The following is a 19,337-nucleotide window of genomic DNA, read 5'->3' on the forward strand; positions in this document are numbered from 1 at the left end:
GGTTATTTATAACATGCCAGTTTAGCGGTGAAATAGCCCGATACACAACTGGAGTACACCTAATGTCATTACTATTTACCATTGAACCTTCGCTTCAGCTGGATGAGGCCATTGCGTTATATATTGCATCGGGCATTAAACGGCCGACTGATCAGCCAGATCGGATGCAGCGCATGTTACAGCACGCCAATTTAATTATTACCGCGCGTCAGAATAACAAATTGGTCGGGCTGGCCCGCTGTTTAACCGATTACAGTTTTGTGGTGTATATCGCCGATTTGCTGGTAGATAAAGTGGTACAGCAGCAGGGCATTGGCGCGCAGCTGCTGGCTGAGGTGCAGCGGGTTACCGGGCCTCAGGTGCAGCAACTGCTGTTAAGTGCGCCGTCGGCGATGGCGTATTACCCAGCCCAGGGATTTAGCCCGCTCAGTAATGCGTTTGCCATAGCGCGTAAGGAATAAAGAATGCTGTATTGCCCGCCGCATATGGCCTTTGCCAATAAAAACACCCTGCACGATTTTATAACGCAGCATAGTTTTGGCACCCTGGTGAGTACGCCATTTTTCTGCAGCCATCTACCCTGGTTGTTACAGCGCGACGAAGGGGAACATGGTGTACTGTACGGCCATCTCGCCTGGCAAAACCCGCACTGGCAGCAATTAGATAAACAACAGGTACTCATCACTTTTACCGGCCCACAAGCCTATATTTCGCCGCGCTGGTATCAGAGTCAAAAAGCCGTGCCAACCTGGAACTATGCGGTGGCTCAGGTGCTGGGGCAGGCAGAGCTGCTGGATGACTCGGTGACCAGTGCCAGGCTAGCTCAGCAGGTCGCGCAATACGAACCCGACGAGGCAGCAGCGCTGCTGAAAATGCCTGAGCAATATCAGCAACAGCTGGCCAGAGGCATTGTTGGTGTTAAGGTTACTATTTCTGAGTTAGGGGGTAAGTTAAAGCTCGGCCAGCACAGAAGTGTTGCGGATCAGCAAGGCGTATTTGCCGCGCTTAGTAATAACGCACAGCCAGAGGCGCAAGCACTGGCGATGCTGATGCAGCAAATGCAGCTGGGTAATGGGCGGATTGAGCGTCAATCAGCCAAAACTTAACACCAGACTAATAATAACCCCGGTGATCAGCAGTTGCAGCAGACAAAAGCCCATAATGTCTTTGGCTTTTAAGCCGGCTATTGCCAGCACCGGCAAGGCCCAGAATGGCTGAATCAGGTTAGTCCAGGCATCACCCCAGGCGACTGCCATGGCAACCCGGCTGACATCGGCACCCAGTTCTATTGCCGCAGGCAGCATAATAGGTGCCTGCACCGCCCACTGGCCACCGCCGGAGGGCACGAAAATATTGACAATACCAGCACTGATAAAGCTCCAGAACGCCAGGGTTTCTGCGGTGGCAAAGCTGACAAACCACTGTGACATACTTTGTGCCAGGCCCGATTGCACCATAATCGCCATAATGCCGGCATAAAACGGGAACTGAATAACAATGCCGGCACCGCCCTGTATCGCCTGCTGCAGGCTGTGGAGCAGGCGCCGTGGCGTGCCATGCAGCATGATGGCCAGAAATAAAAACAGGGTGTTGACAATGTTCAGGTTAAGGCCGCCGCCGTCTGTAAAGTACTGGATTAAATAGCCGACACCGGCAACACCCATCAGCACGCCCAATAGCATGCTGTTCTCCAGCTTATCAGCCGGGCGCGTATTACTGCTGGCCGGTAGGGTATCTTGCTGTAATTTGACCGGGTCGACATAGACACTGTCAGCAGGTTTTGGCTGCATCAGATAATTGACCAGCGGTATGGCAATAAACAGCAGCGCGACTAACAACAGGTTAAAGCTGGCAAAAATGGTATTAGTGGTGCCAATTACGCCAATCATTGACTCACTAAAATGGCCGGGGGTGGCAATAGTAAGTGGCACTGAACCGGCCAGACCGCCATGCCAGACAATAAAGCCCGAGTAGCTGCTTGCCACCAGCAAGCGATAATCAACTTTAACGTTTCGGGCCAGTGCTTTGGCAAACAGAGCACCCACCACTAAGCCAAACCCCCAGTTCAGCCAGCTGGCAATAAGCGAGACTATCGTTACCAGAATAATGGCCTGGCCGGCTGTTTTAGCCAGCATAGCCAGGCGGTTCAGCACGCCGTTAATCAGTGGCGTACTAGCCAGCATAAAGCCGGTTACCAATACCAGCAGCATCTGCATGGAAAAGCTTAGCAAGCCCCAGAAACCGTCACCCCAAATTTGTAACACCTGCAACGGAGCCTGTTTTTCAACGATTACAGCAGCAGCAAAAACCACTATGCTAAGTAATAACACGAAGATAAAAGGGTCCGGCAGGTAACGGTCAACCAGTTTGACCAAGGGTTTAGCGGCGGCATTTAGCATAAGGGGCTCGTTATTATTATGTGTTTGGGCATTCAACATGGCTGACTTTATTGCCAGCAACCAGTATCAGGCTACCTTAGCCCGATTAGCCAATAAACTGCAAACCGATCTGATTAGCGGCCGGCCTAAAGTTATGGGTATCAGTGGTGCTCAGGGCACTGGCAAAAGTACCTTAGCCAGTGCGCTGGTGCAGTTACTCAGCGCGCAGGGCATTGCCGTCGCAACCGTGTCGCTGGACGACTATTATTTAAGTAAAAGCCACCGGCAGCAACTGGCGCAAAGGGTTCATCCGTTGCTGGCTATGCGCGGCGTGCCCGGCAGCCATAATATTCAACGGGCTATAAACGATGCCAACGCTGTACTGGCGGGCAAACCGGTATCATTACCGCAGTTTGATAAAGCCCTGGATGAACCTGATGAAGCGCTGCCAGCGCAGCAGTATCAGCTTCTTATAGTGGAAGGCTGGTGCCTGGGCGTTAAAGCACAATCGGCGGCCGAACTTAATCTGCCCGTTAATGCCCTGGAAGCGCAGCAGGATGAGCACGCGTTGTGGCGTCATTATGTTAATGCACAGCTGGCAGGAAGTTATGCCGACTATTGGCGATTATTAACGCCGCTGATCTGGTTACAAGCACCCGACTGGGATTGCGTTTGTCGCTGGCGGGCCAAACAAGAACAACAGCTAAGGCAAAGCAGGGGCAAAGGCATGAACGAGCACCAGCTCGCTCACTTTATGCAAACATTTGAGCGCCTGACCCAGGCCAGCTGGCAACAGCTCCCCACCGCTGCCAATTATATTGTGCGCCTTGACCAGCAGCAAACACCTACGCTACTGGCTGCTGATAAGCTGCAACACCGATTGTAAGGTGCGGCCAGAATTTCATCTATCTTCCTTGTAATTTACAAAGACGTTACATTAGCCGCTTTGGCCGCCGTTGCCTAGTTGCCTTCGCTAATAAAATTAAAATCGTCTGCCAGCCTGGTTAAGTGTGCCAACTCCGCCGCTTTTACCCGAGATTTTTGCTGCAACCGATAGATACCAAACAAGCATAGTGGCGAGACAATCAGACTGTAGAATAATATCAAGTCGACTGAGGCGGTGGCCGGCTGCCACCAACGTAGTAGCCAAAGTGCGGCAGTAAACAGCAGCAAAGCAACGAAGCTAAGTTGGGTATAGCGGTAATAGCGTAAGCTTAGTTGGCAGGCGCGCTGGCGAAATTGCAGCAGGCCGCCGCTGCTCCAATTGTCATAGGCCAGAATGGGCCGGTGCACCTGCCAGCTGATATAAAAGGTGCTGACTGCCCCCAGCGCTAAAAACGCGGCGGCTAAATACCCTAGTGCGTCTGGCATCGCCAGAATCAACCAGCAGGACGCCGCGGCCATGACTAATCCACCCAGCCATTCGCCATACATCAGTAACTTTTGCTGGTGTTGTCGCTGGCGGGCTTGAGCCAAGTCTGCCTCACCCGGCAAAGTGTCAGCTGGAGTAACTTGTTGTTGCCAGCTTTTTGCTAAGGCGGCAAAATCAAAATTATCGGTCATTTTGCATTAACTCCATTAATTCTGTTTTGGCGCGGTTAAGCCGCACTCTTACCGCACCATGGCTTATCTGCAGAATTTCTGCGATCTCCGGTGCATCTAAATCTTCCATTGCCAGTAACATCACCTGACGGTTGGCCAGTGATAAGCGGCGAACGGCCTGCATTATCTGCTGGCTTTGCTGCTGTTCGGCTACCTCTGTAGACGGACATTCTTGCAGCATCTGTTGCTGAGTCTCATCATCCAGCGGTTGCCATTTATAGCGCTGCGCCCGGGCAATGTGATCAACGGTGACGTTATGGACAATTCGAAACAAATAAGCCCGCGGTAGCTCGGCCGCTTGCAACCGCTCAGCCGACTGGTGCAATGCCAGAAAAATATCCTGTTTTAAATCCTGCCGTGCAGCCGGGTCTGCTTCCGATGCCATTAATGTGCGGCTGATGGCACCTTGGTCTTGTTGCCATAGCGTCAGTAAAAACTGCTCAGGTGTTTCTGCGATTAAATGGGATAGAGTCAAAAAAGCCTCTCTGCTCAATGTCTTATTATTATCTTATTTTATTTATCAACGTTAACACTATGCCATTAGTAAGTCTGCCGGTGTTGGCAAAGTGTTACATAAATAAATAAAAAAAATATTGTAACAGCTGATAAGCCCGCCACGACTTAACCAACAAACATCCGAAAAGCGAGAAACGAACTATGAAAAAATCTTTATTACTTTATCTGATAGCTAACACGTTGGTGGCAGAGGTTCAGGCGGAAAGCTTAACCACTGCCCGGCAAGAGTCGGTGCTGTATCACAACGCAACGTTGATTAACCCGGCTACTGAGCAGCAACTTAATGATGGTTGGCTGCTGGTGCAGGACGGTCGCATTGTACAAATGGGGCAGCTGCAGGAAAATCAATCTTTACCGGTAACGGCAACGCAAATTGATTTGCAGGATCAGTACGTTATGCCCGGCTTGATTGATGTGCATTTGCACCTGACCGCCGGACCGGCGCGGGTTGAAATGCAGGATGGCAAGCCGCTGCTGACAATGAAGGGTCACAGCCAGCTTACGCGTTATCATGCCATCAGCACACTGGCTACCGGTGTTACCACCGCATTTAGTCCGGCGGGAGAGCCGGCGGCCAACGCGGAATATGTGCGCCAGCAGCAACAGGGTAACTGGATTGGCCCAAATTTGAGTTATGCCGGGTTTATCTTTGAGCCTACCCCGATTCTGGGGGGGGCTGTTCATCCGAAGGATGAGAGCAGCTGGCGGGCAGAAATTGCCAGCCAGAAAGCACTAGGAGTGGATTACATTAAATTGTATACGGGTCTTAATAAAGATGAAGTCACTATGGGGGTCCGTCTGGCGAACGAAGCTGGCTTGAAAACAGTGGCTCATCTTGACAATGTCAGCTGGAAGTTTGCGGCTGATCTGGGAGTTGATATGTTAACCCATGCGCTGCCAACCAGCGCCGAGCTGTTAACCGGCGATGCCAGAGAGATTTATCTGAAAGAGCGAAAAAATCCGATGAATCAGCGATTTATTTACAGCTGGTTTCAATATGTTGACTATGACAGTGCGCCAATGCAGCGGTTAATCAGCACTCTGGCTAAGCAGCACACCCGGATTGATCTCACCCTGGTAGTGAACGAATTGTTCTATTTTGCCCGTGAGCTAAATGCCATCTATCCGGAGCCGGGGTTATGGGTTTTTCACCCGCAAATGCGCAAGGGTTGGCGCGCGCTGATGGCAGCGCCCAGCTATGACTGGACAACAGAAGATTTTAAAGTTGCGCAGCAGCAATTACCTAAAGTGCAGCAATTTTTTAAACGTTTATATGACGCCGGCGTGCCATTAGCAATTGGTACCGACAGCGTAGCCAGCGGGCCGTTTTATTTGCGTGAATTACAGCTTAGTCAGGCTGCCGGCCTGACAAACTGGCAGGTACTGCAACTGGCCACCTCAGGCGGCGCCCGCCACCTCAGGCGGCGCCCGCCACCTCGATTTAGCTGACACTGGACAGTTGGCAGAGGGTTTTGTTGCCGATTTTATTGTGCTGAAGGCCAATCCGCTGGATGATCTTGCGGCGTTGAATACGTTACACACGGTAGTGCAGCAAGGCACTAGCTGGCAGGTGGACGAGTTAAAAGCACGATTAGTTTCGCTGACTGATATTGAGCTATAACCACCACATATTAAACACAAATCAATAAACAAAGAGGAAGTAAAAATGGAAACTTTAAACCAATTTATCGCGACCTTTAGCAGCGCCTGGCAGCAAGCGGATTGGGTTTTTCTGGTAGTGTTTGGCCTGTTCTTTTTGGCGGTATGGTTTTTACCCAGCCTGCTGGCACTGCTGTTAAACCGTCGGCACGCCGGCAAAATTGCGCTGTTAAATGTGCCGGCAGGGTTTTCGGTAATAGCCTGGGTGGCGTTATGTGTGTGGGCGGTTACCGGCAAACTGGGTGATAAATTGGCCGCTAAAGCTCGCTTAAAACCGGTGGCATAATCTGCGCAGAGTTACAATGCGACGACATCACCTTCGTTTAAAATTAGCAGCGGCACCTGGCTATTCAGGTGCTGCTGCATATTCAGTAAACGCAGCAAGGGTGAGTGTGAGCTGTGATCGCCCATTTGCCAGCTGGCATTACCGTACCCCCACGGGATCATCACTTTACAGCCCAGCTCATCAGCAACCATCAGCGCATCTTCGGGTGTCATATGTACGGCACGGTAATTAGGGCCATGGTACGAAGCGATTGGCAACAGACAAATATCAATAGCGCCAAATTTTTGCCTAATATCGTTAAAATGCTGCGAATAACCAGTATCTCCGGCAAAAAATAACTTACTATTGCCATGCTGAAGTAACCAGCCTGCCCACAATGCCTGATTCTCATCACCTAAAGTACGGCTGTTAAAGTGGCGTGCGGGTAACGCATGAATGGTTAAATCACCCTGGAGCGCACTGCTGTACCAGGCCATCTCGGTAGCGTTATAGCCACCCTTTGGCATATACGACGCCATACCATAGGGCAGGTAGTAGTGGGCATTGCTACCAATCCGTTTGATGTCACGGATACTGAAATGATCATAATGCAGGTGGGAATATAACACCGCATCGGTGGCGGCCAATTGTTCAGCACTGACCCTTGGCGTGGTGGGCCGTGCTTTGGTACCCACTAAATGGGCTGCCCAGTTTACCGGCCAGTCAAATTGGCCGGTTACCGGATCCAATAATACCTGTTGGCCATCAGGGGTTTGAATACTAAAACTGGCATGGCCCAGCCAGTGGATGCTAAAGCCGCTTTTTAACTCAGGTGCGTGTTGCTGGCCAGTATAACGGCATTGTTCAGCCGGGGTTTTGCAGTCAACCAGTGGGTTTGCCAGGTAGCAGTCCTGCTCACAATTAGCCGGATAAGGAATATTGCCGTAGTACAGATTTCGAAACGGCTGGTTATTTTCAATCAGCTCTGGCGCATTATCGGGTTGCCCTGCTACTTGCGTAATAGTATTGCTGCTGCAACTTGTTAGCACCAATAAGGTGCCAATCGTTAACAGGCTGCTCAGTGTCTTTTGCTTCATGCCGTGGTTAACTCACTGCCCGGTATTTATTTCGGTAACCTAAAAGAACATGATTGCCGGCTTATGGCTGGTTAGCCGGCACAAACCTATATGTTGTATAAAGATTAATTAAGTTGCTTTAGCGGGATCTTTTTGCTGATCTCGTAATTTTTGTTCCAGTTTTTCAATTTTCTCCTGCGCCTGCTCCCGATAGCGGGTAAGCCTTTCAATGGTCGCAGTAGCATTGCTTTTTACGAAACTTACTTGCTCTTCTAACTGTTGCTTTTGCTTTGACCAGCCGTTTTTATCAACCAGCATTTCCTGCATCTGATCCCGCTGTTGCTGTAACTCATCACGCAGTTGCTTAATAGTTTCGCGTTGCTCAGCCTGATGGTTAGCCGTAATCGCGCTTTGATCTTTCATCATATTATTGCTGGCACGCAGCTGATCGACTAGTTGCTGCAGATCGGGCTGATCGCTTCCTTGTTCGCTTTGTACCTGCTGCAGATGGTCAATTTGCTGCTGCAGTTCGCTCACCAGATTGCGTTGGGCGTCGGCTTCTTGCTGCGCCGCTTCCCGCTCTGCTTTCAAGCTGTCCAACGCGGTCTTGTGATCTGCTACCAACTGCTGCTGGGCTACCAGCGCGGCTTCAAGTTCAGCATTGTTATCCGGCTGTTGCTGGCTCTGTAATTTAGCCAGTTGTTTCTGTTCAATAGCAACCTGATCCAGCGCTGCATCGCGTTCCTCAGTCAGGCTGGCTTGCAGTTCTTCCAGTTCAGCAACCTGCTGCAGGGCCCTGTCGCGCTCGGCAATAATAGCATCTTGCTGGCCGTTATCCGCAGCGGCACTACCGCCTTCTTCCTGTGCTTTTTGTAGTTGGTCCAGCTGCAGCTGCAAACGGCGGCTTTGTGCCACGGCCTGCATTTCTGTCTTGGTGGCTTGCTGTAGTTTGTTCTCGAACTCGCTGAGCATAGTTTGCAGCTCAACAATTTCGTTGCTGCTTTGTTGTTGCTCAGCGGCGATTTTTTTGGCTGAGGCCTGATATTTTTCTAAATCCTGCAACTGCTGTTTATTAAGTTGCTGTTGCTCCAGTAGCTTCTGCTCCAGGCCCAGCGCTTCGGTAAGCTTGTCCTGTAAAGCCTGTTGTTCCGAACTTGCCGCACTTAGTTGCTGCTGCAGTTCAGCCAGCTGCTGACTGTGTTGTTCGCTTTGCTGCTGCAATTGTTGCTGCAGCTGTTCATTGCTCTGTTGCAGTGCTTTAAGTTCATCAGCGGCGTTGGCGGCAGCTTGTTCGCTGGCAGCCAATTGGTTGTTGGTGTCTGCCAGCTGTTGCTGCAATTGCTGCAGTTTTTGCTCGCCTTGCTGCAGGTCGTTGGCCGCAGCGTCAAGTTGTTTCTGTAATTGCTGTTCGCTTTGCTGGCGTTCTGTAGCGGCAATTTCCAGTTCATTATGCAGCTGATCCAGCCGCATCTGATGCTCTTCCTGTAATTGCTTTGAGTCGGCCAGCTCCTGTTGCTGACTTTTTGCATGCTGCAAAGCCTGGTCGCGCTCATCCTTTACCGCACTGTATTTTTCAGACTGCACTGCCAGTTGCTGTTGCTGATGGGCCAGACTAACTTCGAGCTCAGAGCGTTTTTGCTGTAATTGCTCAAGATCTTTCTGAATTTGCTGATTATGCTCTGCCGCCTGCACTTCAGCCTGTATAGCTTGTGCTAACTGTTCATTTAGCTGTTCAAGTTGTTTACTGGCGTGTTGTTGTGCTTCACGTTGAAAGGCAGTCACAAAGTCTTCACTAAACGCCGTTTCAGCTACCGTTGGGATCCGGGTTGCCTGCTCGTTACGCCATTTCTGATAATGCACAACCAGGCTGGCCTGGGCGCCAGACACTTTTGCCAAAAGATAATCGAGAGAGACGGGTTTGCCAGCTTGCTGCAATTCGTCACAGATCTTTTTGACTTCACTATATTGGGTCATAGTTATACATCCGATTCACTACTTTGATTTTGCAGAACAACTTTAAACAGTCGCAAGAAGCATACTGTAGTCTTTTTTGTAGAAAAACTAAATTTTTATCACATAATTTTTGCATTTATCTGGCAGAACAACTAAATTAACTGTTAATTTATACAGTGTTGGTGGCTGCTATGATACTTTACATTGCTGAAAAACCCAGTATGGCGCGTGCCATTGCTGCTGTGTTGCCTAAACCGCAGCACAAAGATACAGGATGTATCCGACTGGCCAATGGTGACGTCATAAGCTGGTGCATCGGTCACTTGCTGGAGCAAGCCGAACCGCAGGACTACAATCCGGATTATAAACGCTGGCAGGCTGCGCATCTACCTATTATTCCTCAGCAATGGCTGCTGAAAGAGCGCAAGTCTGCCCGGCAGCAGCTGAGTATCCTGCAAACATTAATAAAGCAGGCAGATATGCTGGTGCATGCTGGTGACCCTGACCGGGAAGGGCAATTGCTGGTAGATGAGGTTATCGCCTGGTGCAAAGTACCTAAAGCAAAACGTGACAATGTTAAACGTTTATTAATCAATGATCTTAATCCGGCAGCCATTCGCCAGGCACTAAAACAGCAGCAACCTAATAGCAACTTTGTGCCGTTGTCTACCTCCGCATTGGCTCGCAGTCGTGCCGACTGGCTTTATGGTTTAAATATGACCCGTGCTTACACTTTGCGCGGGCAAGTAGCAGGATATCAGGGGGTATTGTCAGTTGGCCGGGTGCAAACCCCGTTACTTGGTCTGGTTGTCAGACGTGATTTGGAAATCGCCAGTTTTAACAGTGCGACGTTCTATCAGGTGCAGGCAGAGCTGCAAACCAATAATGGCTCTACCTTTAACGCACAGTGGCAACCTAGTGTAGCTTGCGAACCTTATCAGGACAGCGAAGGCAGGATAATACTTAAAGCACTGGCGGAAAAAGTGCAGCGCGCTGTAAAAGGTCAGCCGGCAGAGGTAATCAGAGTGCAGCAGCAAGATAAAAAGCATTATGCACCCTTGCCTTACAGTTTATCGGCGTTGCAGATTGATGCAGCTAAAGCATATGGTTTCAGCGCTCAGCAGGTGTTAAACAGTTGTCAGCAATTATATGAGAGACACAAATTAATTACCTACCCCCGATCAGATTGCCGCTACCTGCCCACGGCTCATTTTTCTGAGGCGGGCAAAGTCGGACAGGCAATAACAGCAAACGAACCCACGCTGGAGACAGCACTGGCCGGCGCAAATTTAAAGTTAAAAAGCAAAGCCTGGGATGACAGCAAAGTCGCCGCGCACCACGCCATTATTCCGACAGCCAAAACGCTTTCAGGTAACCGGCTTGATGCAACAGAGCGCAAACTTTATGCTCTGATTGCCCGCCAGTACCTAATGCAGTTTTATCCGGCATGTACCTTTACCGATAGTACGGTGGAAATTCGCATCGTCGGTGGTTGTTTTGTAGCAAAAGCCCGTAAAAAACTGCAGGCCGGCTGGAAGGCGTTGTTACCCGCGGCCAGCAATAATGAAAGCGGTAAAACCGCTGCTACGGATACTGAACCACCGTTACAGCCAGGCTTACCGGAACTACAACCTGGTGATCAGCTATTGTGTAGTGACAGTGTCTTACTTGAAAAACAAACGCAGCCGCCGGCGCCATTTACTGATGCCAGTCTGTTAAGCGCAATGACCGGTATTGCCCGTTATGTTACCAACCCACAAATTAAACGCATTTTAAAAGACACTGATGGTTTAGGCACTGAGGCGACGCGCTCAGGAATTATCGAATTGTTGTTTAAACGAAATTTCTTGCAACGGGAGGGCAGGCATATCCGGGCGACCATCGCCGGTAAGGCACTGATAGCGGCATTACCGCCTGAGGCCTCGTTGCCTGATATGACGGCACAATGGGAAGCCGGCCTTAATAATATTTGTCAGCGTGAACAAAGTTACCAGTCCTTTATGCAGCCTTTAACGACTAACCTGCAACAATTAATTAGGCAGGCTGGCGCGGTTATACCTCAGGGGCTGGGCAGTGGGCAGCCGAAAAAATGGACAAAAAAAACAACGAAAAAACGAGTAGTGTTTACCGGCAGTGATAAAAAAACGGCAAGTAAGCCGCGACCTCATCGCGGAAAAGTGACACCCCGGCACGGTGCAGCATCAGGGACAAAGGCGGCCACAACTGTATGAATTAGTTAATAAGTGTAATCTCGCTGGTAAGCGAGGTCATAGCTTATTATGCTCACCGCACTAATTTGACAATGTGTGTGGGAGAGCGCTTTGATTAAGAATAAATGTGTTACGGCTGTGGTTGCTGCGACGATGTTACTGGCCAGCCAACAGGCAGCGGCAACCATCGTTCAGGTAAAAACCAGTCTGGGTGATTTTGAGGTCAATTTATTTGATCAAACCACACCGGTAACGGTTCAGAATTTTTTGGCGTACGTTAATAGTGGCCGCTATGACCAGACTATTGTTCATCGTTCCGTTCCCGGCTTTATTATTCAGGGCGGCGGCTTTCGCTTTGTAGAACAATTGCCGTTGACCCCGATTCAAACAAATGCTGCAATTGTTAATGAACCAAAGCTATCTAACGTTCGGGCTACCATAGCGATGGCGAAAGTATCGGGAAATCCCAATAGTGCAACCAGTCAATGGTTTATTAATTTGGCGGACAACAGTGCCGGCAGTCCCAAGCTGGATACCGTTGAAGGGGCTTATACCGTTTTCGGTCAAATAAGCGCTGCAGACATGGAAGTGGTGATGGCCATTGCTAACCTGCCTACCTATAGTTTTAACGGTATTCAGGGATTACCACTGCGAAACTACACTGCAGATGATCGTGCGAATAATGTGCCGCTTAGTATCGCAAATGTGGTTACGGTTGAGAGTATTACCGTGGTAGACGCCAGAGCAAATAGTGCATCGGGTTTAAACCCTAAGCCCAATACTTTGTTGCCTGATCCTGAAGAAAGTAGCGGCAGTAGCAGCCTGTGGTTACTGCTGCTTGGGCCACTATTATGGTGGCGCCGCCGCCAGCAGTAGTGCGCTGGAATGTCGTTATAGCTAAGTAGTGTGGCTTAGGTCAACGCACTACTTAGCAGATAGCCTTCACTAAAAAGCCATGTTTATAGCAAATAATTCTGCTTAGTTTGCATTACTGTTCGTTTCCTCGCCTACACTTATCCATACCGTGATCACAATGACATTAGTATGTCGTTGCATTTCAAGAAGGTGGCATGAATGATCGTGTTAGTAGGTGGTGAAAAAGGCGGTAGTGGTAAAAGTTGTCTGGCGCAGAATATTGCTGTGTATTTCTCGCGTGAAAAACAAGCAAATGTCATGCTGGTAGATTGCGATCCGCAACGAACTACATCCGACTGGGTGCAAGAGCGGCACACAGATCCCAGCCTGGCCTGGATAAATTGTGTCCAGATGTACGGCAAAATTCGGTTCGAGTTGAAAAGCCTGGAGAAACATTACGACGTGGTAGTGGTCGATTGTGGTGGCCAGGATAGCGTTGCGTTACGTTCTGCAATGGTAGTAGCGAGCCACGTGCTGTTTCCGTTGCGTCCTAAGCGACGCGATTTGAAAACCCTGGAACATCTGGAAGATCTGGTCAGTGCCTGTAATGTCGTTAATCCGGATATGATTGTTGGATGCGTCATGACCCAATGTCCTTCGTTACCTAATCAGGCTGCCCGGATCCTGGATGCCAAAGAAGTTTGCGCGTCGTTCAACATCAGGGTACTGGAAAATATTACCTACAGCAGGAATATTTATGATGATAGCGAAGAGAAAGGCTTATCGGTAATGGATGTCGATGGCGACGGCAAAGCTGCCAACGAAATCCGCGCAATTATTGAAGAACTCCTGGCAATGAAGGCGATACAAGAAGATGGCGCTGAGCGACCTGAAGAAAAAGTGTTTGCCGTCAAGTAAACCGGCTTTTACTGCTGACGAGTTTATTGATGACGCAAACAACTATGCGCAAGGCGTGCCGCGTATAGTCAGTTTACGCAAGCAGCTACCGGAAGAGGATGAGAACAGCCGTTTGCCGATGCGCCATGCGACTTTTACCTTAAGTGAGGAAGCAATAGCCGCGTTAAATGAGCTTAGCGAACTGACCGGTGAAGCGAAGTCTAAATTAGTACGCAGGTTAATACTGCGTGCCATTCCGGGAGCGGACTTTGAGTTGCAGAACATTCCCGATAATAAAAATAAAGCCGGCGCTGACTAAGCCGGCCTCGTTGTTCACGGTTGCGCTGCTTATTTAGCTAAAAATGCGTAAGCAATAATAAAGGCAGTTTCCTGAAACCCTTTTAAACCGGTGTCTTTAAAATCAACAGGTACCGGATGCTGTTTCAGTTTTTCTTTTATGGTATTGCCGGACAATATCACGCTGGGACAACTGCTGATGAGCTGGATCGCTGCCTCGATTTTGAAACCAACAGCTCCGCCGGCAAATTTACCTTTTTGTGGCCGCTCTTTCACCACAAGTTGTTCAATTTTATAATCTTCAATGAGTTTCGCCAGATTAAACTGAAATTTTTGCAGGCTTTCAGCGTCTTTATCGTTGCTCAGGGCTAAGCGGGTTTGCCGGCATTCCGGTAAATCAAACAGACCGTCTTTTAATGTCATCAGGCATAAAATTGCCTCACTGCCTTTAATTTCAATTCCACATACACGCATAGTATTTCTCAGTTAATTCTGCCCGGTTAAGGGCTGGTCAGGGCTTCCAGATGGCTGCTGATAATGCTGCAGCTTTGCCGAAGTGGCTCACCAAATAAAATAGGATTAAAATCACGATTTACACAGTAACGCTGGTGAAACGTCAATACGCTCTGTTTCGATTCTGCAGCCTTGGTTAATTGCTGTTGCTGGCCTTCGCCCCAGTCTGCAGCAAGCTCGTCAAGTTGTTTTTTAATTTGCCTGAGCGCCTGCTCATCAGACATTTTTCCGGAACTGGGCGCGTTATCGAGTATCAGGCCGTATAACTGATCACGATAGGGCCTTAGTAACTCATGATCAGAGAAGGTAAGAAGTAATAAAATAATCACAGCAAGCCAAAAAAACTTTTTCATCTGATAGCGCACCTCAAAAATCGCAGCCGCTATTGTAAAGTATTTTTGGCAACGGTGCATCTGCTGCACTGAGGCTTATTTTATATCAAATATTATCTGGTCAAGGCTGTTATACTTGCCCCAGCACAGCAGCTGGTAAGAGGTAGCAGTGGATAACAACCGCATCGATATCAAAAATATACCTGTAAAGGTGGAAACCTATAAACCCGAACAATTAAGCCAGGCCAAATATGCGTCGCGGGATCGCATTTACGTGCGCTCAGTAAAAGGTTTACACCAGAGTTTGCGGCGCAATATGGGTTTTATTTTTATGGCGCTGTTTATGCTGCTGCCTTGGATCCAATACAACGGCAAACAGGCCATCCTGCTGAACATTGGTGAGCAGAAATTTAATATCTTTGCTCTTACTTTGTGGCCTCAGGATTTCACTATTCTGGCCTGGATATTTGTTATTGCAGCCTATGCCTTATTTTTCGTTACTGCTTTTTATGGTCGGGTGTGGTGCGGCTATTTGTGTCCACAGTCGGTATGGACCTTTATTTTTATGTGGTTTGAAGAAAAAATTCAGGGCACCCGCAACCAGCGCATGACACTGGACCAGGCACCCTGGTCGGTCTCTAAGTTTGTTAAAAAGGCACTGACCCATTTTTGCTGGCTGGCTTTCGCGCTATTAACAGCATTAATCTTTGTCGGATATTTTACGCCGGTAGGCCCCTTGTTTATGGAGTTTTTTACTTTTCAGGCCGGGTTTTGGGCGGTTGTTTCGGTGCTATTTTTTGCAGCCTGTACCTATGGCAACGCCGGCTGGATGCGGGAAATTATGTGTACTCACATTTGTCCTTACGCCCGCTTTCAATCAGCCATGTTTGATAAAGATACCTTTACGGTAACTTATGATGAGCAACGTGGCGAAAACCGCGGCCCCCGCAGCCGTAAAGATAAAGATTATAAAGAAAAAGGCCTTGGGGACTGCATTGACTGCAACCTGTGTGTTCATGTTTGCCCAACCGGGATAGATATCCGTAACGGCCTGCAATATGAATGTATTAACTGTGGCGCCTGCATAGATGCCTGCGACGATACCATGGCAAAAATGGGCTACCCGCCCGGCCTGATAAGCTACACCACAGAGCATAGCTTAAACGGCAAACCCACTAAGGTATTCCGCTCAAAACTGGTGGGCTACTTTATTATTCTGCTGGTTGTGTGTGCTGCTTTTGCCACTAACCTATACCTGCGCAAACCGCTGGAGCTGGATATCATTCGCGACCGGGGTGCGCTGTATCGTGAAACGCCGGAGGGTCTGATTGAAAACACCTACACCCTTAGCATTATTAATAAATCGCAACAGGAAAAACGTTATCAGCTCGAGGTTTCGGGCGTGACGGGAATAAGCTGGATTGGCGTGACGCAAGTTACTATTGCCGGCGGTGACAATCTTAATGTGCCGGTAAGCCTGGCACTTGACCCTTACAGCGTAAGTAAACCCATCCTGGATATTGAATTCACGGTGACTGAATTGTCGGAAGATGGCTATAGCGTCAGCCAGGGGAATAAATTCTTTGCCGGCCGTTAATAGCGAAGTGATCAGCCGGTTTGATTTTGCCACCCTTGGGCCCGAACTTATTCTGGATGCGTTATTGCAGTTAGGGCTGGATGTCAGTAGCGGCTTACTGGCATTAAACAGCTATGAGAACCGGGTATATCAATTTACGGCGTACCCGGATCACAGCTCGACAGCGCAAAAATATGTGGTGAAATTTTACCGGCCCGAGCGCTGGAGTCCACAGCAAATTCAGGAAGAGCATGATTTTGCCTTTGAACTTGCCGATGCCGATATTCCTATGGTGGCGCCACTACGGTTTAACGGCGACAGTTTACTGCAGTATCAGGGCTATTATTTTGCGGTGTTTCCCAGCCGTGGCGGGCGCACACTGGAAGTAGACAACGACGAACAGCTGGCGATGTTAGGACGCTTTCTTGGCAGGATGCATCAGGTCGGTGCCAAAAAAACTTTTGTCAGCCGGCCAACCTTCAGCATCGACAGCCACCTGCTGCAAAGTCAGCAAGTACTGAACAAGCTGGAGTTGATCCCTGATTATATGCGACTGGCTTTCGACACGGTGCTGCAACAGGTCATTACCGAGGCGGGCAGGCAATATAAACCTGGCCGGCAAATCAGACTGCATGGTGATTGTCATGCCGGTAATTTATTTTACGTTGATAAGGGGCCCTTTTTTGTAGACCTGGACGACTGTCGTACCGGACCAGCCATTCAGGATATGTGGATGATGTTGTCTGGTGATCAGCAAGAACAACGGCTAACACTGGAACTGATGCTGGACGAGTATGAACAATACTGTGATTTTGATCCTGCGGAACTAAAACTGATCGAGCCACTCAGAGCAATGCGTATGGTGCACTATATGGCCTGGTTAGCACGACGCTGGCAAGATCAGGCTTTTGTACAGAGTTTTCCCTGGTTTGCTACTGATAAATACTGGGAACAACAATGCCTGGTGCTAAAAGAACAACTGGCATTATTGCAGCAACCGCCATTATCATTGGTGCCAGGCTACTGACAATTTGTTAAGCTAGCGGCTGAGTCGGCCCGATTAAGGATGTAAGTTAAAATGAAAAAGCTGTTATCACTATGTTTGTTTGCGCTGCTATTGCCACTGGCAGTAAGTGCTAATTCAAAATTTGTAGAAGGTAAGCATTATGAGGTGATTGCCGAGAAAGCATCTGCCAAACCGGTAGTGAAAGAATATTTTTCGTTCTTTTGCGGCGGTTGTTATGGGTTTGAACCGGTAGCACAAAGCCTGGCCAAAAAATTGCCTGACAATGCCGAATTTCAGAAAGTCCATGTCGATTTTATCCGTGCTGCGTCGCCAGAAATTCAGAATATGCTGGCACGCGCCTACCTTGTTGGCAAAAACATGGGTAAGGGCGATCAGGTCGCCTCAGCTATCTTTAATCAAATCCATCGTAGCCGGGTACCGTTCGTTAACGAAGATGACGTGCGTAGTCTGATGCTGATTAACGACATTAGCGCAGAGGATTATGAAAAAGCCATGCGCAGCTTCTCAGTTCGTGGCGCAGCCAACCAAATGAAAAAAGAGCAAGCCGAACTTTCAGAAAGCCGGGTGTTAAGTTCAGTGCCAATGTTGGTGGTAAACGACAAATACAAAATTCTGAATGAAGCTCTTAACCAGCGTAACCTGGAAAATGAGCTGCAGGAGTTAATTAGCTATTTATTGTCCAAAGATGCTTAATTGCTAAATTGTATTTTCTGGGGTGGCCGTGGCCACCCTTTTTATTTTTGGCCGCGTAAACATGAATAACACTTCAGACATCGGTTTTGGTGATACTGCTGCGGGCATCCGGGTATATATTGCCAGGCGGCCGCCGATGGCCGAGTACGCTGAATTAACCCAGCTAAAGCAACTACAAAGCGGTGAGGTTACGCTGATCAACAGTGCCTGCGGCAATGGCTGGCGTAAGGTGTTTAATGTTTATGCCAAGCTTTTATTTGCGCTGGATACGAAGCAGTTTGCTTTTACCCGGCAAGCAGCGAGTTGGCAGCAGTATCGGGATCGGCGCCTGTTACAAGCCGGCAGTGACACGGCATTGTTGTTTAGCATCCCGCAGTTGCTGCCGCGCGTTAATACCGTTCATATAATTGCTGGTCGTACTTACGCCAAAGCATTGCTTGATGCCGGTTTAACAGTTCAACTAAGTTGGCTGAATAACGAGTTTGCCATTGATAAGTTCAACCGGGTGTTGGTTTGCCCGTATTTTGACTACCGACAGCTTAATAATGAAAAGCTGGTTTATTTAGCGCAGCTGATAAGGACATTAGATGAATAATGAAATGTTGCTGGCACAGCTGCAGCAATTGAGTGAGTTATTGCGGCCGTTTCAGTTTGGCATAGGCGGCAGCTGTTTGTTGTGGCAACTGGGGTTGGAAACATCACCCAACGATATCGATATTGTGTGCAGCGAGGATGACTTTGCCGCTATGTGTAATGAACTGGCAGCAGAGTATCAGTTACATGACCGGCCAGCACATAGTGAATATGCTACCAGACACTTTGCCCGCTTCAGCCGCGCTGGCTGGCCTGACATTGAGCTGATGGCAGGCATTGCGGTAAAAACCGGCGGCAAAATGAATCGCTGGCACTTTAACCCACAGCGCTGCCACTGGCAAAATAGCGTATGCTGGATGCCGCCTGCAGACTGGCTACAGCTATATCAGCTGTTTAACCGGCCAGAGCGAGTGGCGCAGCTACGTCATTACTTAGTGCAACTGCGACTTGGCAGTATCACCTAGTCGGCTATTTCCACTGCAGTAGGTACCAGCTGATAACCATCGGCTTTATCTTCGCCCTGCGGCCACGGCGTTACTAAGCCGGTGGCATAGGCTGTTTTGCCTTTCGCGCTAAGCGGAAACACCATATCACCGTCACGAACTTTTATCCTGAATGGGCCATTTTCGCTATCCGCAGTAAATTTCATCCAACAGCCCTGCTTGCTGCAAACCGAGTCAACAGTGCCTGAAATCGTCACTACCTGCTGCAAGTGCTTTTGCGGTGCAGCTAATAACTGCTCCACCGGCATTGCCGCTGCTTTATCAACAACCTCACCAAAAACGGTAGTGGCCTGAGCGCTGAACAATGTGACGGAAAATGCCAAAGCCAAAAGTGTTTTAAACATAGTGATGCTCCTGTAGCCAATACCCTATTCTGGCGGAACCACCAGAA

Annotated in this window: 23 protein-coding genes; 15 read left to right on the forward strand and 8 right to left on the reverse strand. The window is 49.0% G+C overall.

Annotated elements, in window-relative coordinates:
* The first annotated feature begins 62 nt into the window (after nucleotides 1-62).
* Nucleotides 63-461 carry a GNAT family N-acetyltransferase gene (locus B2X65_RS08780; protein WP_290612031.1) on the forward strand — a complete coding sequence of 133 codons (399 nt, stop codon included), beginning with the start codon at nucleotides 63-65 and terminating at the stop codon, nucleotides 459-461.
* 3 nt (nucleotides 462-464) lie between these two features.
* A complete protein-coding gene (locus tag B2X65_RS08785) occupies nucleotides 465-1,106 on the forward strand; it encodes an FMN-binding negative transcriptional regulator (RefSeq protein WP_290612032.1) in 642 nt (213 codons plus the stop codon).
* Here the strand turns inward: B2X65_RS08785 and B2X65_RS08790 are convergent.
* Entirely contained in the window at nucleotides 1,092-2,399 is a 1,308-nt protein-coding gene (locus B2X65_RS08790) for a short-chain fatty acid transporter (protein ID WP_290612033.1), read from the reverse strand. The two genes, B2X65_RS08785 and B2X65_RS08790, sit on opposite strands and share 15 nt — an antisense overlap.
* Nucleotides 2,400-2,436: 37 nt before the next feature.
* Between B2X65_RS08790 and B2X65_RS08795 the strand changes: the two genes are divergently transcribed.
* Complete coding sequence (locus B2X65_RS08795; RefSeq protein ID WP_290612035.1) at nucleotides 2,437-3,264, forward strand: kinase; 828 nt, start codon at nucleotides 2,437-2,439, stop codon at nucleotides 3,262-3,264.
* Between the two features lie 74 nt (nucleotides 3,265-3,338).
* Here B2X65_RS08795 and B2X65_RS08800 read toward each other — a convergent pair whose 3' ends face one another.
* Both B2X65_RS08800 and B2X65_RS08805 read right to left on the reverse strand, forming a co-directional pair.
* On the reverse strand, nucleotides 3,339-3,941 hold the full coding sequence (locus tag B2X65_RS08800) for a hypothetical protein (RefSeq protein ID WP_290612036.1): 603 nt from the start codon (nucleotides 3,939-3,941) through the stop codon (nucleotides 3,339-3,341).
* Nucleotides 3,931-4,455 (reverse strand): RNA polymerase sigma factor, encoded by a 525-nt coding sequence (locus B2X65_RS08805; protein WP_290612037.1) that lies wholly within the window; start codon nucleotides 4,453-4,455, stop codon nucleotides 3,931-3,933. Before B2X65_RS08805 ends, B2X65_RS08800 begins: the two co-directional genes overlap by 11 nt.
* 182 nt (nucleotides 4,456-4,637) lie before the next feature.
* Here B2X65_RS08805 and B2X65_RS08810 point away from each other — a divergent pair, with 182 nt between their 5' ends.
* The 3 genes from B2X65_RS08810 to B2X65_RS08820 are packed head-to-tail and all read left to right on the forward strand — an operon-like array spanning nucleotide 4,638 to nucleotide 6,441.
* Nucleotides 4,638-5,945, forward strand: a complete 1,308-nt coding sequence (locus tag B2X65_RS08810) for an amidohydrolase family protein (protein WP_290612039.1) — start codon at nucleotides 4,638-4,640, stop codon at nucleotides 5,943-5,945.
* A gap of 10 nt (nucleotides 5,946-5,955) precedes the next feature.
* The gene (locus B2X65_RS08815) at nucleotides 5,956-6,117 is read left to right on the forward strand and encodes a hypothetical protein (RefSeq protein WP_290612040.1); all 162 of its coding nucleotides are present in this window, start codon (nucleotides 5,956-5,958) and stop codon (nucleotides 6,115-6,117) included.
* A 45-nt stretch (nucleotides 6,118-6,162) separates the two neighbouring features.
* Nucleotides 6,163-6,441, forward strand: a complete 279-nt coding sequence (locus tag B2X65_RS08820; protein WP_290612041.1) for a superinfection immunity protein — start codon at nucleotides 6,163-6,165, stop codon at nucleotides 6,439-6,441.
* A gap of 11 nt (nucleotides 6,442-6,452) precedes the next feature.
* Here B2X65_RS08820 and B2X65_RS08825 read toward each other — a convergent pair whose 3' ends face one another.
* Nucleotides 6,453-7,517 carry an MBL fold metallo-hydrolase gene (locus tag B2X65_RS08825; RefSeq protein ID WP_290612043.1) on the reverse strand — a complete coding sequence of 355 codons (1,065 nt, stop codon included), beginning with the start codon at nucleotides 7,515-7,517 and terminating at the stop codon, nucleotides 6,453-6,455.
* A 108-nt stretch (nucleotides 7,518-7,625) separates the two neighbouring features.
* Nucleotides 7,626-9,470, reverse strand: a complete 1,845-nt coding sequence (locus B2X65_RS17885; RefSeq protein WP_290612044.1) for a DNA-binding protein — start codon at nucleotides 9,468-9,470, stop codon at nucleotides 7,626-7,628.
* 170 nt (nucleotides 9,471-9,640) lie between these two features.
* On the opposite strand from B2X65_RS17885, the gene B2X65_RS08835 reads away from it, so the two are divergent.
* From B2X65_RS08835 to B2X65_RS08850, 4 genes are all read left to right on the forward strand, one after another.
* Complete coding sequence (locus B2X65_RS08835) at nucleotides 9,641-11,680, forward strand: DNA topoisomerase III (protein ID WP_290612045.1); 2,040 nt, start codon at nucleotides 9,641-9,643, stop codon at nucleotides 11,678-11,680.
* A 90-nt stretch (nucleotides 11,681-11,770) separates the two neighbouring features.
* Nucleotides 11,771-12,535 carry a peptidylprolyl isomerase gene (locus tag B2X65_RS08840; RefSeq protein WP_290612046.1) on the forward strand — a complete coding sequence of 255 codons (765 nt, stop codon included), beginning with the start codon at nucleotides 11,771-11,773 and terminating at the stop codon, nucleotides 12,533-12,535.
* A 198-nt stretch (nucleotides 12,536-12,733) separates the two neighbouring features.
* Complete coding sequence (locus B2X65_RS08845) at nucleotides 12,734-13,432, forward strand: division plane positioning ATPase MipZ (protein WP_290612048.1); 699 nt, start codon at nucleotides 12,734-12,736, stop codon at nucleotides 13,430-13,432.
* Nucleotides 13,419-13,730, forward strand: a complete 312-nt coding sequence (locus B2X65_RS08850) for a replication protein RepA (RefSeq protein WP_290612050.1) — start codon at nucleotides 13,419-13,421, stop codon at nucleotides 13,728-13,730. The genes B2X65_RS08845 and B2X65_RS08850 overlap by 14 nt, the downstream gene beginning before the upstream one ends.
* A gap of 29 nt (nucleotides 13,731-13,759) precedes the next feature.
* Here B2X65_RS08850 and B2X65_RS08855 read toward each other — a convergent pair whose 3' ends face one another.
* Both B2X65_RS08855 and B2X65_RS08860 read right to left on the reverse strand, forming a co-directional pair.
* Nucleotides 13,760-14,182 carry a DUF3010 family protein gene (locus B2X65_RS08855; protein ID WP_290612052.1) on the reverse strand — a complete coding sequence of 141 codons (423 nt, stop codon included), beginning with the start codon at nucleotides 14,180-14,182 and terminating at the stop codon, nucleotides 13,760-13,762.
* Between the two features lie 26 nt (nucleotides 14,183-14,208).
* Nucleotides 14,209-14,574 (reverse strand): hypothetical protein, encoded by a 366-nt coding sequence (locus B2X65_RS08860; protein ID WP_290612053.1) that lies wholly within the window; start codon nucleotides 14,572-14,574, stop codon nucleotides 14,209-14,211.
* 148 nt (nucleotides 14,575-14,722) lie between these two features.
* Here B2X65_RS08860 and ccoG point away from each other — a divergent pair, with 148 nt between their 5' ends.
* The 5 genes from ccoG (at nucleotide 14,723) to B2X65_RS08885 (ending at nucleotide 18,907) form a co-directional block, all read left to right on the forward strand.
* Nucleotides 14,723-16,150 (forward strand): cytochrome c oxidase accessory protein CcoG, encoded by a 1,428-nt coding sequence (gene ccoG / locus B2X65_RS08865; protein WP_290612054.1) that lies wholly within the window; start codon nucleotides 14,723-14,725, stop codon nucleotides 16,148-16,150.
* Entirely contained in the window at nucleotides 16,137-17,156 is a 1,020-nt protein-coding gene (locus B2X65_RS08870; RefSeq protein ID WP_290612056.1) for a serine/threonine protein kinase, read from the forward strand. Before ccoG ends, B2X65_RS08870 begins: the two co-directional genes overlap by 14 nt.
* Before the next feature lie 51 nt (nucleotides 17,157-17,207).
* Entirely contained in the window at nucleotides 17,208-17,849 is a 642-nt protein-coding gene (locus B2X65_RS08875; RefSeq protein ID WP_290612057.1) for a thiol:disulfide interchange protein DsbA/DsbL, read from the forward strand.
* Between the two features lie 61 nt (nucleotides 17,850-17,910).
* Complete coding sequence (locus B2X65_RS08880; protein WP_290612058.1) at nucleotides 17,911-18,444, forward strand: DUF6942 family protein; 534 nt, start codon at nucleotides 17,911-17,913, stop codon at nucleotides 18,442-18,444.
* Nucleotides 18,437-18,907, forward strand: a complete 471-nt coding sequence (locus B2X65_RS08885) for a hypothetical protein (protein WP_290612059.1) — start codon at nucleotides 18,437-18,439, stop codon at nucleotides 18,905-18,907. The genes B2X65_RS08880 and B2X65_RS08885 overlap by 8 nt, the downstream gene beginning before the upstream one ends.
* Here B2X65_RS08885 and B2X65_RS08890 read toward each other — a convergent pair.
* Complete coding sequence (locus B2X65_RS08890) at nucleotides 18,904-19,290, reverse strand: DUF4920 domain-containing protein (protein WP_290612060.1); 387 nt, start codon at nucleotides 19,288-19,290, stop codon at nucleotides 18,904-18,906. The two genes, B2X65_RS08885 and B2X65_RS08890, sit on opposite strands and share 4 nt — an antisense overlap.
* Nucleotides 19,291-19,337 lie beyond the last annotated feature (47 nt).

Source organism: Arsukibacterium sp. UBA3155 (genome assembly GCA_002364615.1).
Lineage (GTDB): Bacteria > Pseudomonadota > Gammaproteobacteria > Enterobacterales > Alteromonadaceae > Alishewanella.